Here is a 15,094-nt window from a genome sequence, read left to right as displayed (position 1 = left end):
AACAGATGATGTTGCTGCAAATTAAGACTTCACGGACGGTAGTTCCGACACCAGCCGGAGCGAGGCGTTGATGCCCTCCAACTGGTAATGCGGGCGCAGATAGAAGCGGGCATTGTAATAGCCCGGCCGTCCCTCCACGCTGTCGACCTGGACCTCGGCGGCAGCAAGCGGGCGCTTGGCGCGCGCCTTGTCGTCGGCAAAGGCCGGGTTGGCCAGCACGTATCGGTTGATCCACTCGGTCAACCAGATCTGCATGTCGGAGCGTTCCTTGAACGATCCGATCTTGTCGCGCGCAATGGCCTTGAGGTAATGCGCAAAGCGGGAAACCGGGAAAAGATACGGCAGGTTGGCGCTCAGTCGTTCATTTGACTGAGCGTCGGGATCGACCAGCCGCCCGGCGCGCGTCTCGTCGTCCTGCAGCGAATGCGCACCGATAAAGGCTGCGAGATCGGTGTTCTTGCGGTGCAGGATCGGCATCAGGCCGAGCTTGGCCAGTTCCGCCTCGCGCCGGTCGTCGATGGCAACTTCCGTCGGGCATTTCATCGCGATCGATCCGTCGTCGGTGGGGAAGGAGTGCACCGGCAGGTTGATCACTGTGCCGCCGTTCTCGACGCCGCGGATCTGCGTGCCCCAGCCATAGAGCTTGTGGCTGCGGTTTATGTTGACGCCCATCGGGAAGGCGGCGTTCATCCAGACATATTTGTTGTGATCGGCCTGCACTTCTTCCTCGAAAGTGAAGCCCTTCACCGGAACGGTTTCCGAGCCATACGGCAGTCGCGCCAGAACACGTGGCATGGTCAGGCCGATGTAGCGCGCGTCCTCGCTCTCGCGCAGCGATTGCCACGAGGCATAGGCCGGGTTCGAGACGATCATCTGCAGGTCCTGCGGGTTCGGCAGTTCCTGCCAGCTGTCCATGCGGAACAGCCGCGGGTCGGCGGCTGCGATGAACGGCGTATGCGCGGAGGCACAGATGCCCGAGATGTTGCGCAACAGGCCGACGTCACGCGGATGGTTCGAGAATTCGTAGGCGCCGATCAGGCAGCCGATCGGCTCGCCACCCAGCATCGAATACTCGTCCGTATAGACCTTCTTAAAGATCGGGCTTTGATCCCACATCTGGCCTTCGTAGTCTTCAAGCGTGTCGGCAAGCTGAACCTTGGAAATGTTCATCACCCGGATCTTCAGCTTCTGATCCGTCTCGGTGTTGTTGACGAGATACCACAGGCCGCGCCATGTGCCTTCCATTTCGCGCACTTCCGGCGCATGCAGAATCTCGTTCACCTGGGTAGTCAGCATCTTGTCGATGCCTGATATCAGCGACTTGATCGACTTGATCGCGTTGGACGAGATGGTCGTGGTATCGGAGCGGGACTGCGCCGCGAGCGCAAGATTGCGCACGAGTTGCTGCAGCTTCTCGCTGTCGTCCTTCTTGACCTTGAAATCCTTCTCGAGGAGCCCGCTGAATTCTCCGAGGTCGATGGCTTCCGCCTCAGCGGCAACGGCTGCGTTTTTTTGTTGTTCGGCCATGATTTACTCCTGAACCTTGTCGTCGTCGGATAATGCCTGGTTGGCGATCTTGCCGAGAAGCGGCTCGTTGTTCAGAAGTTGCGCTATGCGCTTTTCGGCGTCGACACGGCCGTCCATGAAGCCGAGCAGTTCCTCGAGCTGACGACGCATCTTGAGGATTTCGGCCAATTGTGGAACTTGCTCGGCGATCTTGTCCGGCGCGAAATCACCCATTTTGGTGAAGGTGAGGTCAAGCGCCAGTTCCTCGTCCCGTTCGGCGCCTTCAGCCTGGGGTAGTGTATTCTTCACTCGGGCTTTGACGCGTGGCCCGAGTGCCTCCATGAACTTGGGGAAGCGGTTGGCGTCGGTCTCGACAAAGGCGCGGTCCAGCACCGATTTCGACGCTTCCCTAGTCTGTGAGGCGCCGGAGAGGTCGGCCATCACACCCATGACAAACGGCAGTTCGATCGTCGTCGGGCTGCCGTAGGTCTCCACGTCATAGGCAATCTGCACGCGCGGTGCGCGATTTCGTTCGATGACCTTCGCTTTGCTTTCGGCTGCCATGGCTTGTTACCTTTCATCCTTCTGGGCCGTCTTCTTGGCATCGGGAACGCCGGCAAGAAGCCGGAATTCCTTCAGCCCCGACGGGGCGAGATCTTCCATCAGTTCAACAAAATCCATATGCACCATCCGGCGCACGCGGCGAGCGAGGTGCGGGATCGGGCTCGACGGTTCGGTGCGGTCATAGAAGGCGACGACGAGGTCGAGGCATTTGACGACGTCGTCGCGCGAGGAAATCCGGTCGGGTAGGCTGCTGGCGGGCTCCACGTAGCTTGCCACACTTGCCATAGGATCGGCTCCATGACCGTTTCGAGCAGGCGTTGCCGGTTCCGCAGGCGCCGAAACTGGCTTCGCGGCGCCATTCGCGGTAGCCCCGGCGGCCGAGTTTCGTTCGAGGGTCGTCAGTACACGCTGCAGAAACCGTTTCAATTCCGGAGCGGTGGCGCCACCTTCGACGCGAGCGTTGAGGGCGGCCTCGACCGCATCGAGAGCCGCGATCGCGGCGCGGGCGTCGGCGATGAGCGACGTCATCTCCGCGCCGGCCTGATCGATCTGTGTCGCGCATGCGCTGCGCACCCGGTTCAACAGTTGGCTGTGCGCGCTCGCCAGCGCTGCCTTTTCGGCCGCGTTCAGCCCCGAGGCAGCCTCCGCCAGCATGACGCGCTCTTCAAGGGAGCCCTTCTCCAGGTCCTCGCCGAGGACCGGCCCGATGGCGCGCGGCGCGAAAAACGTCATTTTCCGCAGGTCCTTGAGCAGGCCATCCTGGCTGTTCTGAAGGTCAGTCAGCGCATTGATGCGGCGCAAGGCGGCGTCGCGTGGCGTGGCACCGGACCGCAGGGCCGGATGCATGGTTTCCCAATGCTGATCGAAGGTTTGCACGATGAGGGTCAGGCCGTGAGTCAGCCCGGCAAGCCGATGCTCGTTGGCCAGAGCACGCGTGACGATGACGAGGAGGCGCAGGTCCCGGCCGTGCGTACGCAGCTCTTCGGCCTTGGCGAGCACCGCGGGCCAGTCGATCGGAACATCGACTTCCGACTTGTCGTTGCCTTGATACTCGACCTTTTTTTGCTGTTCCGTGAGACGCTCCAGCTCATGAAAGGCTGGATCGTTGCGCAAGTCTTCCCCTGACGGATTTTCACCGTCCAGCGGATTCAGCCAGAGTGCGAGATCGATCACACCATCCCCCAGCGAGCGGCTCTTGGGCCGTGCGTGACCCAACGTTACCACACCGCGACACTTTACCACAATTTAGTTGTTGCTCAATCTGAATGGAAGCTTGCAAGCCGGTGCCTGAGCTCGAAATCGCTGGCGCGATCGTCGAACCCCGTATGTGAATGCATCGCAAACAGGCGGGGCGTTCCATGGCTGTTGTAGCCGATGTCGCCGGCTTCAGCCGGGACGGAAGAAGTCGATTGAATCGAACACCCGGACGCCCCGCTCATAAACGCTCTTTGTCAAGTCGCTGCTTATGTGGCAGGCTGTTGGCTGGCAGATTGGAGGGGCAAGTTCGATGGAACAGCGCCGGTCGTCGCAGAGCTTTAAACGCAAGGAACTGGTCGCCAAACTTAATCCTGTCTGTTTGCGCGCCTTCAAGGCTGCGGCCGACACCGCCAAACTGCGCGGCAATCCCTATGTCGAGCTCGTCCACTTCGTCGAACAACTGGTGCTTTCCGAGCGCTCGGATGTGCACCAAATACTGGCAGACGCCGGGGTGGATGCGAGCCGGCTCACGGCCGATATGACCCGCGCAGTCGACAAGCTGCCTTACGGCGCCACTTCAATCGAGGAATTTTCCGATCACATCTTTCACGCCATCCAGGAAGCCTGGAGCCTGGCCGGGCTGGAATTCAGCGTCGAGGAAGTCCGCAGTGCGCATATTCTGCTCGCCTGCCTGAAGACGCCGGTGCTGGAAGGGCTGCTGTCAAAGATAAGCGGCGAATTCGACAAGATCGATGCACAGGCCGTCATTGCGCGGTTCGCAGATGTCATGGAGGGGTCACTCGAAGCTGGCGCCTCGACTGCGGTTCCCGCCTCCGAAACACCGCGGCGGGCTGCGGGCGGGGATTCGGCGCTGGCGAAGTATGCAACCGACCTGACCCAGCGCGCCCTCGACGGCAAGATCGATCCGGTCGTCGGGCGCGATCCTGAGATCAGGCAGATCGTCGATATCCTGATGCGGCGCCGGCAAAACAACCCGATCCTGACCGGCGAGGCCGGGGTCGGCAAAACCGCGGTCGTCGAGGGCTTTGCCTTGCGCATTGCCGAGGGCGACGTGCCGCCGACGCTGCAGGGCGTCAGCGTGCGCATGCTCGATGTCGGCCTGATGCAGGCGGGCGCAAGCGTAAAGGGCGAATTCGAAAAACGGCTGAAGGCGGTCATTGACGAGGTGCAATCCTCCGAAACGCCGGTCATCCTCTTCATTGACGAAGCGCACACCTTGATCGGCGCCGGCGGCGCGGCAGGAACCGGTGATGCCGCCAATCTGCTGAAGCCGGCGCTGGCGCGCGGTGAGCTTCGCACGATCGCGGCAACGACCTGGGCCGAATACAAGCAGCACATCGAGAAGGATCCGGCGCTTACCCGTCGCTTCCAGGTCGTCAAGATAGATGAGCCGTCGGAAGCGGTGGCCGTTCTGATGCTGCGCGGTGTCGCCGGTGTCCTCGAGCAGCATCACAAGGTGCAGATACTCGATGAGGCGATCGAGGCGGCGGTCGGCCTGTCCCACCGCTACATCCCGGCGCGGCAACTGCCCGACAAGGCCGTGAGCCTTCTCGACACCGCCTGCGCCCGTGTCGCCATTTCGCAGCATGCCACTCCTGCCGAGGTGGAGGACATTATGCGCCGCCGCCAGGCGCTGGAGGTCGAGCGCGCCATCATCGGCCGCGAGGCAGCGATCGGCATCGGCGTGGCCGACCGGCAGGCTCGGGTCGAAACCGGGCTTGCCGAGACCGAACTCACGCTTGCTGCCGCCCAGCAGCGCTGGGATCGGGAAAAGGCGCTGGTCGGCGAGATACTCGAATTGCGCGCCAGGCTGCGCGGCGAGGGTGTGCCGCTCGATGCCGTGGAGACTCCGGAGGCGGTCGCCGAAACACCAAGTGCGGATGCGCCTGAGATCGAAATGCCTGAAACCGATGCGGATGCAACGGGCACTGCCGGTCCTTCTCCACCCGACCCGGCTGCCGATCTCGCGCGGTTGCGGGAGCTGATGGCCGAACTGGCCGAAGCGCAGGGCGAGACGCCGCTGATCCTGCCGTCTGTCGACCGCAATGCCGTGGCGGCCGTGGTGCAGGACTGGACCGGCATCCCGACTGGCCGGATGCTGTCGAGCCAGACCGAAAAGGCGCTGCGGCTCGCCGCCACTCTGTCCGAGCGCGTGGTCGGTCAGGATCACGCCATGGAAATGATTGCCAAGCGCGTGCAGACCAGCCGGGCCGGGCTCGGCGCGCCCGAAAAACCAGTGGGGGTTTTTCTGCTCTGCGGTCCCTCGGGCGTCGGCAAGACCGAAACCGCGCTCGCCCTGGCCGAGACGCTCTACGGCGGCGAGCAGAACCTCATTTCGATCAATATGTCCGAGTTCCAGGAGGCGCACACGGTCTCTACCTTGAAGGGCGCGCCACCCGGATATGTCGGCTACGGCAAGGGCGGCATCCTCACCGAGGCGGTCCGGCGCAAGCCGTATTCGGTGATCCTGCTTGACGAGGTCGAGAAGGCGCATCCGGACGTTCATGAAATCTTCTTCCAGGTCTTCGACAAGGGAATGATGGATGACAGTGAGGGCCGGCGGATCGATTTCAAGAACACGCTGATCCTGCTCACCTCGAACGTTGGCTCCGAAGTCATCATGGACCGTACCAGCAGCGGCACGGTGCGGGCGGGGCTCGACGATCTCGACACAGCATTGCGCGCCCCGCTGCTGAAGGTTTTCCCAGCGGCCTTCCTCGGCCGGGTGGTGACCATCCCTTACTACCCGCTCTCGGACATGATGATCGAAGCGATCACCCGCCATCAGTTCGCCAAGATCGCCCGCCGGCTGCGCTTAAGCAACGATGCCGAGTTGGTGATCGGTGACGGTGTCATGGATCTGGTCAAGGCCCGCTGCACCGAGATCGAATCCGGCGGCCGAATGATCGACGCCATTTTGACAAACACGCTTCTGCCGGAATTGAGCCGCGGCGTGCTGAACCGGTCGCTCGAGGGCGAAAAGATGACGAAAGTGACTGTCGGAGCCTCCGAAGGAGGATTCACCTATTCCTTCGAATAGCCCAGGAGCAATTCTATAGCTCCAGTGCTTGGCACCGGAGCCGTAGGACCGCCTGGGGTGGAGGGGGCCATTTACTGAGCCGTCTCAAAACGCTGTCGCGAACCTTGTCTCACGCATAGACGCGGTTGCGGTTTGGGAAAGCGGTTCGATCTCGCAAACCCTTGCTGCAGCAGCGTGGGATGCCCAAGGTCTTCTCCCATTTCCCGTTGCCCTTTCCCGGCAAACTAGGCCGCCCAGCGAAGTCGCAGGCATTCCGTGCTCTGGCCAAGCAGGCCCAAGGTGCATCAAAGAGGATGGAGGGCAGTATCGGTACCTCGAAATCCCGCATCTACAGGCCGCGCCCGACACCAAACTAGCCGCGAAGCCTGAGGAACAAGTCTCGCGCATTGAACAGGTCAGAGCGCACCAGCACGAAGAGAGCCGTACCATAGACAGAGGCTCCAAGGACGATTGCGCCAATAAGGAGTGTCTCCTGGGCGGCGTGCTCAGGCGCGCTGCGTAGCCACGCGCTAATGGCGCCGAACATCAGGAGGGCGGCGAGAGCCAGTCGTGGGAAGATCTCAAGGGGTCTCAGCACGTCGATACGCGCGATGCGCTGAGCGTAGAAGAGGAAGATGGGTAGGAGGACCAGGCTGCAGGCTACGAGCGCCACCATTGTCATCTCGAGGCTGATCTGCGCAGTGACGGACAACAGCATCGTTGCGACAACAGAGTAAGCTATGTTCAACTTCAGGATCAACCTGGAGTGACCCATTGCAAGGATCGTAAACGCGCAGAGGCTGTCAATAGTGCGTTGCAGGCCCAGCAGCATGAGAATCTGGACAGCGACGACCCCGCTGGCCCATTGCGGGCCGAAGATAAAGGGAACCGCGATCGGTGCGATCGCGGCAAATCCGACGAATGCAGGAAATCCCGCTATCCCGGCCATGCGGACGGTCGTGTTGAAGAAACGGTCGATCTTTTCGGGTTGATCTTGAATCCGTGCCACGGTGGGCATTGTGACAGCCATCAGCGGACTGAGGAATACTTGCACCAGAAGGTCGAGCGGACGACGGGCGAGAGCATAGACTCCGACCGCATAGGGGCCGAGGAACGTACCGAGTAGGACCTTTGGAATTTCCTCGTTCAAAAAACTCCAAAAAGTCTGGACGATAAGCGGGCCGCCAAATCCTAATAGGTCACGAACCTTTGCATAGGAGAAGGTCAGACCGGGCCGCCAAGAACTGCCAAGGAGAAGGACAGCGGTTTCCACAGCCGCTTTCGCAAGGTGCATCCAAATCATGCTCCATACCCCGAAACCGGCTATTGCCAAGACGATGCCGAGTGTGCCGCCGACGACGGTGCCGGCAAGTGTACGCAACGCGAACAAGCGGAACTCGAGTTGGCGCTTCAACACAGCCGCAGGTACCGACGAGAGAGCCTGAATTACGACGACCACGCTGCTCCAGCGGATGAGATCTTCGAGAATGGGCTGTCCGAACGCTGCAGCAATCAAACCGGCAGACGTCCAGATGAGCCCGCTAATCACCGCGCCGGTCGCGGTGAGAAGCCAGAAGGCCGAGTCAAAGTGTGAGGACTCGATTTTAGGATGCTGGATGAGTGCCTCCGGTATTCCGATCGTGACCGGAACAGCAAGAATGACGGGTACAACCATGGAGAGGGCGGCGAGGCCGAATGCTTCAGGTCCGAGATGCCTGGCCAATACGACAAAAACGGCAAACATGGCTGCTTGCCGACCCCATGTTTCGACTGCTGCCCAGGCTGCGCCGCTGACAATCTTCGCGCCGATCGATGTCATCGCACGTCTCTTTGCCCGTTGGCAGACAGGCCTGCGACTTTCGATCGCGCAGCCAAGGCTTTCCGTCTTCGTCTCACGGCTGCGCCGCTAGCGATCTGGCCTGGTCTACGTGAATAAAAAGGAGAGCCGTCGACCTCTCTCCAGCTATCGTTTGTCGAGCTGGAACCTCGCGAACGCAGAGCCGTCGCGGGACACGGACGGCGTTTAGCGTGCTTGCTCGTCATTCTATTCCACCACCCACAAGCACCCATGGCTGAGGATACTGTGGTTGGAGAGGAAGGGTGGCTGCATCCAGTTCTTATTGGTCATAGGCAGCTCCTCTGGAGATCCTCTTTTTAGCGCAATCAAATTAGGCGGTGTTACGGCTGATATCCTGATGTCATCGCGGCGGGCGCGTTGCTGGGATTGGAATTCGTTCGAGTGCATCGTGCCAAACCTTACGCCGGAGCGTGGGAACGTAAACGTCCCCAAACGGCGTATGTCTGTTTGGTGCACACTGATTACCGATTGACCATCCCGCGTTCCACACGCCCACCCGCGCGGGCGATCAAGAAGCGGGCTTAGCAGCTGTCTCGGTCCGCTCGGCGATGACCTTTCCAGGCTATATCCCTGCTCGACCATCTCTTGCAGCGCACGCCAGTCACGCAGCGTGGCGTTTCACATCCCTGGGTTGCGGCGTGGACCGTCAAGCTGTCGTTCAAGGGAATGTAATCGCTGAACCGGCGCTTGATGTACTCGCCCTTGTATCCAAGCGCGATGGCAAAGTCGCGATGGCCGTAGCGGTGGTAGTGCATCATGATGTGCCACAGGATCGGCATCGGACCGATCTCGACCATCGGCTTGGGCGGCTCTCCTGTTTCCTCGGCCGGCCGTGTCCCCAATCCCCCCGCGGGGATCCCCACGTTCATAAAGCCTTCCCCACCAGCAAACACGGGTCTCGAACGCCCGTGAGTTCTGTTACCATGGGCGATCGGCGTTCAACGACGCGAGCGAACGGATGATGGAAGCGCACCGATGTGGACCTTTAGGCAGACCTTCAGCACCATGCTTGATAGTCAATTGCGACTGCGACTTAGGCCGTTTGAGATAGGCGACTGGTCAGCGTCGGCTGTCATTGTTGCGCCGCATCCGGATGACGAGACGCTGGGTTGCGGTGGCGTTGCGGCCAAAAAGATTGCCTCGGGCGCCCAAGTCCGTTTTGTTTTCGTCACCGATGGCGCCGCGTCTCATCGCCACCTTATGCATCCTGAAACCTTGCGGGCGACACGCGAGGCCGAAGCCATCGAAGCAGTTCATCGTCTGGGCGCATCATCCGAAAGTGTTACATTCTTACGCCTTCCAGACGGGGCGGCCAATCATCACGTTCATGAGATAACAGATGCGGTCGTGTCGATGCTCAACTCATGGCGGCCGCAGAGCGTTTTCGTGAACCATGCAAAGGATCCGACTTCCGATCATGTCGCCGTCAATGCGGCAGTTCGCGCGGCGCTTCGTGCCTATGGTCGCCCTGTCACGGTATTCGAGTATCCAGTCTGGTATTGGTACCATTGGCCATGGACAAGTCTGTGGGGCGATCTGCCGAATATGTGGCGTGTTACTTTGCGGCAGACGATCAAGACGGCGGCAGGGCTGCGGGCGCCGTCCACGCTCAATAGCCTCGCCTATGTTGGCGATGTTATCGGCGTAAAGCGTGAAGCGCTGGCGGCGCATGCGTCGCAGATGCAGCGCCTGGAGAACCTAGATGAATGGCGGACGCTGTCGGACTTGTCGGGGGGAGATTTCGTCGGGCGATTGCTGGCCGACTACGAAATGTTCACACGCTACGAAATCAACATTTAGCATGTTTGGCCGCCTGATCGCGGTCCTTATGATCGGGTACACCCTCGCAAGTTGCGACGCCGCTCAGGGACAGGGACCTCCCGAAGAAATTCTAGAGTCGGGTCTTGTTTTTGAACGCAAAGAGATTGCCCCCTATTCAGGAGACGTAAAGCTTGTTGGCGATATAGACGGCGATAATCGACTAGATTTCGTTCTTGGCGGCTTCCCCGAGGATGCGATGTCTTGGTGGCGGTGGCCCGATCTGGTCCACACCGTAATCGCGAGGCCCCGCGTCGAGTTCACCACCGACGGCGTGCTTGCCGACATCGATGGGGACGGTGATCCCGACATCGTCACGGCCGATGGGTCCGAAGCTGTCAATCTCGTCTGGTTCGAGAACCCGCGGCCGAATGATAACCCGACCCACGGTCCCAGCTGGAAGCGTCGGGAAATCGGTGCAGTCGGCAGCTGGGGCAAAGACATCAAGGCGGCCGATTTCGACGGGGACGGCCTCGTTGATATTGTCGTTCGGGCGCCTGGCGAAGTGATGATTTTCTTCCAAGAAAGCCCCAGCTCCTGGACCCGCGTGGGCTTGTTCTTCTTCAACTTTGGCGAAGAGGGAATGGCAATCGGTGATATTGACGGCGATGCTGATGTCGATCTCGTCCTGCACGGAGTATGGGCGTCGAATCCAGGCGCAGCGGCAGCACGCGATCCAGCATTATGGCGCAGCTACGAGCTTGGTCCGTTCAATCCTGCATTCAAGGCGCTCGTCACCGACCTTGACCAGGACGGCCGCGCCGACATTCTGACTTCGAGTTCCGAGCACACTGACGACGTCGCCTGGTTCCAGCCCCTCGCCGGACCGACGGGCCGCTGGATCCGCCATGTCATTCAGCCTTCTGTCGCGGGCGCCCATACGCTGCAGGCAGCCGACATGGACGGAGACGGGGACAACGATGTGGTGGTCGGGCAGATGCATACGACCGAGGAGCGCAAACTCGCGATCCATTACAATATTGACGGGCGAGGAACGCGCTGGGCCCGTCAAGTGATCGACGATGTGGGTCTCCACAACGGCGTCGTCGCCGATGTCGACAAGGACGGCGATTTTGACATCTATGGGGCGAACTGGGTGGGCAACCCGCCTGTCAGAGTGTGGATCAATCGGCTGGATCCGCCTGCATCGGTCCGCCTCGACCGCTGGACCTATCATCGCATCACGAACGGGCACGTCCGCTCCTTTGGGATCGCTTTTTCCGCCATGGATGGTGATGATCTCACAGACATCATCTCGGGTCCGTTCTGGTACCGTCAACCGTCCGAAGCCTGGAACACAGAATGGGAACGGACCCCGCTTGCCGAGGGTGTGGACGCGGTCGCAGCCCTGGATCTCGATGGTGACGGGCGCGGGGAGGTCATAGCACAGCGCGGCGGAGGCAGGGCGCTGCACCTGGTGTGGCTCCGTGCCGAGGACATTGAAGCGCGCCGCTTTGAAGAGCACGGGATCGGAGAGGTTCCCGCCGCCAGTCATGAGCTCGGCTCTCAGGGCCATGCGCTAGCCCAGGTCGTAAAAGGTGGGAAGCCGGAGCTGGCGGTCTCGAGTGGCGGTGGGGTTTTCTATTTTAAGATTCCTGACGATCCAACAGTCGAGCCATGGCCGCGCACCCGCATCTGCGTCGAAGCGTCTGATGAAGGGATCGCATTCGCCGATATCGATGGCGACGGTCTACTTGACCTTGTCGCCACGACCGGCGATGCAAAGACGGCCGCATGGTGGCGCAATCCAGGTGACGGCTCGCCAGACTGGGAGCTTCGGCATGTTGGAAAAGTTCCTGAAATGGTCTATCCCGACCGCGTCGCGGCCGCCGATCTTGATGGCGATGGACGTGCGGACATCGTCGTGACCGAGGAAAATGGCAAAGCCGACAGCGCTAAGGCGTATTGGTGGCACAACCCCGGCGACAGCTCCTCCGACTGGGAGCAACACGAAATCACCTCGCGCGGTTCCCTTAATAGCCTTTCCGTGTCCGATATGACCGGGGACGGCAGGCCGGATCTTATCATGGGCGAGCATCGCGGCGCACTTCGCCTCTCGAGCTGGCATAATCTGGGTGGGGGACGGTTCATCGAGCAGCTGGTCGGCGAAGGAATGGAAAGCCATCTGGGAGCAAGGACGGTCGACCTCGACGGTGACGGGGATCTCGACATCGTGTCGATCGCATGGGACGCATTCGAAGCGATCCATGTCTGGCGGAATGACGCGGTCGGCAAGGATGCTGATGGCGACCAAAAGGCCCGCTGACGGGGAGGGGTGAGCATCGGCCGGCGCCGCATGGAACCGTAGCGACCTCGTCCGGCACCACCTGTTTACACGCTGCGCGGGCGCTCATGCCTCGACGCTCAAGTCCGGGAAAATGCGATGCGCTGAATGAATTCAACCGCTCGACGTGTTAAACCATTCGACGCTGTCGATAGCGGGTTGACCAAACCAGTGCGCAAGTCGGGCCGCTCATGCCTTTACGACGTTGTCGGTGCGTGACTGACTGCGCGCACAAGCATTTCTGGTATCGAGTACCAGCTTTGCGTGCTTGGTGATGTTCTGCCAATCAATCGCATCATGATCTGTCGAGATGACAACGGCATCATACGATGCCAAACTGCTAGCGCAGATATCCACAGAGGGGCGACCTGCCAGGGTGGCGTACTCTCTTGTTCCGGGTATCTCCGGTACGTAGGGGTCGTGGTAATCAACGACTGCCCCGCGTCGCTCCATGATGTCGATCAGCTTCAACGATGGGCTTTCTCGTGTGTCACCCACGTTTTTCTTGTAGGACATCCCGATCACCAAGATCCGCGAACCGCTCAGGCCGCGGCTGGCTCGCCGGTCCAAGGCCTCCACAAGGCGGTCAACCACATAATGCGGCATGTTCGTGTTGATTTCACCGGCAAGTTCGATGAAGCGCGTTGTTATTTCGTACTCTCTTGCCTTCCAGGTCAGGTAGAATGGATCGATCGGGATGCAGTGCCCGCCGAGGCCTGGGCCTGGATAAAACGCCATATATCCGAACGGCTTGGTCTTGGCGGCTTCGATCACCTCCCAGACGTCGATGCCCATCCTGTCAAAAATCACCTTTAGCTCATTGACCAACGCAATGTTCACAGAGCGAAATATGTTCTCGGTCAGCTTCACAGCCTCTGCCGTTGCGGTGGAGGCCACGGGAACGGTTTGCACGATGATCTGGTCGTACAGTTCCTTGGCAACCTGTAGGGACGATGGGTCGTCGGCGCCTATCACCTTTGGAACTGTGGCGGTGGTGTGTACGTCGTTGCCTGGGTCCACCCGTTCGGGCGAATAGGCGAGAAAAAAGTCCTTTCCTAGAGAAAGATTCGTCGCCTCGAGCAGCAGCGGCTGCACGACCTCTCGCGTCGTTCCTGGCCAGGTCGTCGACTCCAGAACGACAAGTTGACCAGGGCGCAGCCGCTCCGCGATCGCACGTGCGCTGTTTTCGACGAACGACAGGTTCGGCTCCCGGTTTTTGGTAAGCGGCGTTGGCACCGCTATCAAGATCGCGTCGGGTTCGCTTAGGTCGGCGAAATCGCTGGTGGCGCGAAACCGCTTGCTGTCGACAGCCACTTTGATGGCAGCACCAGGCAAATGATCTATGCCTGTTTCTCCGCGGTTAAGAAGTGCAACCCGAGACGCGTCGATGTCGAAACCGATGACTTTGAACCCCGCGTCCAGCGAGATCATGGCGAGCGGCAAACCAACGTAGCCGAGGCCCATGATGCCAATGGTGTAGTCCCGCGTTCGGATGCGGTTAACCAGTTCCTGAAGGTCTGGAGCAGTCTGCATGAGATGCTGGCAACTTTCGCTTCAATGTCGACAATAAAGGATCGCCTCAATTACCGCGGGGAAGCAGTCCACAGCAATCAGCAAAATGTATGCGCTTAGCCAACCCCAGAGCTGAAAATAGCATGGATTGCACCATTGGGAGAACAGCCGAAATGCTTACCCCAAGCCACGTTGTCAAATAAACCTTGCGCTGCCACATTTAACTTTCAAGCGACATCCTAAAGGATCTGGGAGCCACCTTCGCTCGCGAGATCGAAGATGCCGCGTTTGGCGAAGGGACGCACACTGCGTCAGTCGATTAAACTGTTCGGTCGAGGTGGGGAATATGACGCAATCGATCCTGGTAACTGGTGGAGCGGGCAATATCGGCAGTGCCCTCACTCGCGCGTTGGTCAAGCTACCTCAGACCCAGGTGGTCGTCGCTGACAACCTGTCGACCGGAAGTCGAGACAAGGTACAAATAGACGCGGGCAATCTGACCGTTGTAAAGGCGGATGCGAACGATTTCGACGACATCTCATCATTGTTCTACCGCTTCCATTTCACCCACGTCTTCCACTTCGCAGCCGTGGTCGGTGTGCAGCGGACTTTGGCAAATCCGTTGCTCGTGCTGCGCGACATCACCGGTATCGAGAACGTGCTGAGGCTATGCAAGAACACCGGCGCCGAGCGTGTCTACTTCGCTTCGTCATCGGAGGTATATGGCGAGCCTTTCGAGATTCCTCAAAACGAGAGCACCACGCCGCTTAACTCTCGTCTGCCGTATGCAGTGGTGAAGAATCTTGGAGAGGTCTATCTGCGCACTTTTCAGCGTGAGTTTGGACTGCCATTTACCATTTTTCGCTTCTTCAACACCTACGGACCACGTCAGAGCGAGGATTTCGTTCTGCCGCGATTTGTGCGTGCCGCCCAGCGCGGCGAGCCCCTGACGATTTACGGGGACGGTTCGCAGACCCGCACCTTCTGCTATGTCGACGACACGGTTGACGCTTGCATCGCGGTTCATCGAACGCGCGCGCACGAGAACGAAGTGATCAACGTGGGCAGCGACGTGGAAATGAGCATTCGACAGCTGGCCGAGTTTGTCATCGAAGTGCTGGGCTCGTCATCGAAGTTGGAATTCCGACCGCCCCTTGCGGAGGGCGACATGACGCGCCGCTGTCCTGACACGAACAAGATGAAGGCTATATTGAACCGTCCCCTGGTGCCGCTCGAAGAGGGCATTCGCCGCCTCGCCGACCACCTCTCCCGACCGGAAGACCGCCCTGCACTTAGAAGAGTCGCCTGAACGAGC

The 15,094-nt window shown here is 60.1% G+C and carries 10 protein-coding genes; 4 read left to right on the top strand and 6 right to left on the bottom strand.

Annotation, left to right across the window (positions count from 1 at the left end):
* Positions 1-21 precede the first annotated feature (21 nt).
* The 3 genes from tssC to tssA are packed head-to-tail and all read right to left on the bottom strand — an operon-like array spanning position 22 to position 3,243.
* The gene (tssC, locus tag AC0NIE_RS27500; protein ID WP_473485081.1) at positions 22-1,527 is read right to left on the bottom strand and encodes a type VI secretion system contractile sheath large subunit; all 1,506 of its coding nucleotides are present in this window, start codon (positions 1,525-1,527) and stop codon (positions 22-24) included.
* Positions 1,528-1,530: 3 nt separating this feature from the next.
* Positions 1,531-2,070, bottom strand: a complete 540-nt coding sequence (gene tssB, locus AC0NIE_RS27495) for a type VI secretion system contractile sheath small subunit (RefSeq protein ID WP_123149512.1) — start codon at positions 2,068-2,070, stop codon at positions 1,531-1,533.
* Between the two features lie 6 nt (positions 2,071-2,076).
* Positions 2,077-3,243, bottom strand: a complete 1,167-nt coding sequence (gene tssA / locus AC0NIE_RS27490; RefSeq protein ID WP_473485083.1) for a type VI secretion system protein TssA — start codon at positions 3,241-3,243, stop codon at positions 2,077-2,079.
* A gap of 334 nt (positions 3,244-3,577) precedes the next feature.
* Here tssA and tssH point away from each other — a divergent pair, with 334 nt between their 5' ends.
* Positions 3,578-6,328: a type VI secretion system ATPase TssH gene (gene tssH / locus AC0NIE_RS27485; RefSeq protein WP_473485085.1), complete on the top strand. Its 2,751-nt coding sequence runs from the start codon at positions 3,578-3,580 to the stop codon at positions 6,326-6,328.
* A gap of 352 nt (positions 6,329-6,680) precedes the next feature.
* Here the strand turns inward: tssH and AC0NIE_RS27480 are convergent, their stop codons facing one another.
* Together AC0NIE_RS27480 and AC0NIE_RS27475 are read right to left on the bottom strand one after the other, a co-directional pair.
* Entirely contained in the window at positions 6,681-8,126 is a 1,446-nt protein-coding gene (locus AC0NIE_RS27480) for a lipopolysaccharide biosynthesis protein (RefSeq protein ID WP_123149515.1), read from the bottom strand.
* 560 nt (positions 8,127-8,686) lie between these two features.
* The gene (locus AC0NIE_RS27475) at positions 8,687-9,034 is read right to left on the bottom strand and encodes a hypothetical protein (RefSeq protein WP_473485087.1); all 348 of its coding nucleotides are present in this window, start codon (positions 9,032-9,034) and stop codon (positions 8,687-8,689) included.
* Between the two features lie 106 nt (positions 9,035-9,140).
* On the opposite strand from AC0NIE_RS27475, the gene AC0NIE_RS27470 reads away from it, so the two are divergent.
* The gene (locus AC0NIE_RS27470; protein ID WP_473485088.1) at positions 9,141-9,965 is read left to right on the top strand and encodes a PIG-L deacetylase family protein; all 825 of its coding nucleotides are present in this window, start codon (positions 9,141-9,143) and stop codon (positions 9,963-9,965) included.
* Between the two features lies 1 nt (position 9,966).
* Positions 9,967-12,249, top strand: a complete 2,283-nt coding sequence (locus AC0NIE_RS27465; protein ID WP_473485089.1) for an FG-GAP repeat domain-containing protein — start codon at positions 9,967-9,969, stop codon at positions 12,247-12,249.
* Positions 12,250-12,456: 207 nt separating this feature from the next.
* On the opposite strand, the gene AC0NIE_RS27460 is transcribed toward AC0NIE_RS27465, so the two are convergent.
* Positions 12,457-13,800, bottom strand: coding sequence for a nucleotide sugar dehydrogenase (locus tag AC0NIE_RS27460; RefSeq protein WP_473485090.1), 1,344 nt, complete (start codon positions 13,798-13,800; stop codon positions 12,457-12,459).
* Positions 13,801-14,125: 325 nt separating this feature from the next.
* On the opposite strand from AC0NIE_RS27460, the gene AC0NIE_RS27455 reads away from it, so the two are divergent.
* On the top strand, positions 14,126-15,088 hold the full coding sequence (locus AC0NIE_RS27455; RefSeq protein WP_027153593.1) for an NAD-dependent epimerase/dehydratase family protein: 963 nt from the start codon (positions 14,126-14,128) through the stop codon (positions 15,086-15,088).
* Positions 15,089-15,094: the final 6 nt, after the last annotated feature.

Source organism: Mesorhizobium sp. WSM4842 (assembly GCF_055901575.1).
Note: the sequence above shows the minus strand (reverse complement) of the source record. Positions and strands in the feature narration are given on the sequence as shown.

Excerpts from the sequence above, each read along its gene's own strand:
- AC0NIE_RS27465 (WP_473485089.1), top strand. The coding sequence starts at position 9,967 with ATGTTTGGCCGCCTGATCGCGGTCCTTATGATCGGGTACACCCTCGCA.
- AC0NIE_RS27480 (WP_123149515.1), bottom strand. The coding sequence starts at position 8,126 with ATGACATCGATCGGCGCGAAGATTGTCAGCGGCGCAGCCTGGGCAGCA.
- tssB (WP_123149512.1), bottom strand. The coding sequence starts at position 2,070 with ATGGCAGCCGAAAGCAAAGCGAAGGTCATCGAACGAAATCGCGCACCG.
- AC0NIE_RS27470 (WP_473485088.1), top strand. The coding sequence starts at position 9,141 with ATGTGGACCTTTAGGCAGACCTTCAGCACCATGCTTGATAGTCAATTG.
- AC0NIE_RS27475 (WP_473485087.1), bottom strand. The coding sequence starts at position 9,034 with ATGAACGTGGGGATCCCCGCGGGGGGATTGGGGACACGGCCGGCCGAG.
- tssH (WP_473485085.1), top strand. The coding sequence starts at position 3,578 with ATGGAACAGCGCCGGTCGTCGCAGAGCTTTAAACGCAAGGAACTGGTC.
- AC0NIE_RS27460 (WP_473485090.1), bottom strand. The coding sequence starts at position 13,800 with ATGCAGACTGCTCCAGACCTTCAGGAACTGGTTAACCGCATCCGAACG.
- AC0NIE_RS27455 (WP_027153593.1), top strand. The coding sequence starts at position 14,126 with ATGACGCAATCGATCCTGGTAACTGGTGGAGCGGGCAATATCGGCAGT.
- tssC (WP_473485081.1), bottom strand. The coding sequence starts at position 1,527 with ATGGCCGAACAACAAAAAAACGCAGCCGTTGCCGCTGAGGCGGAAGCC.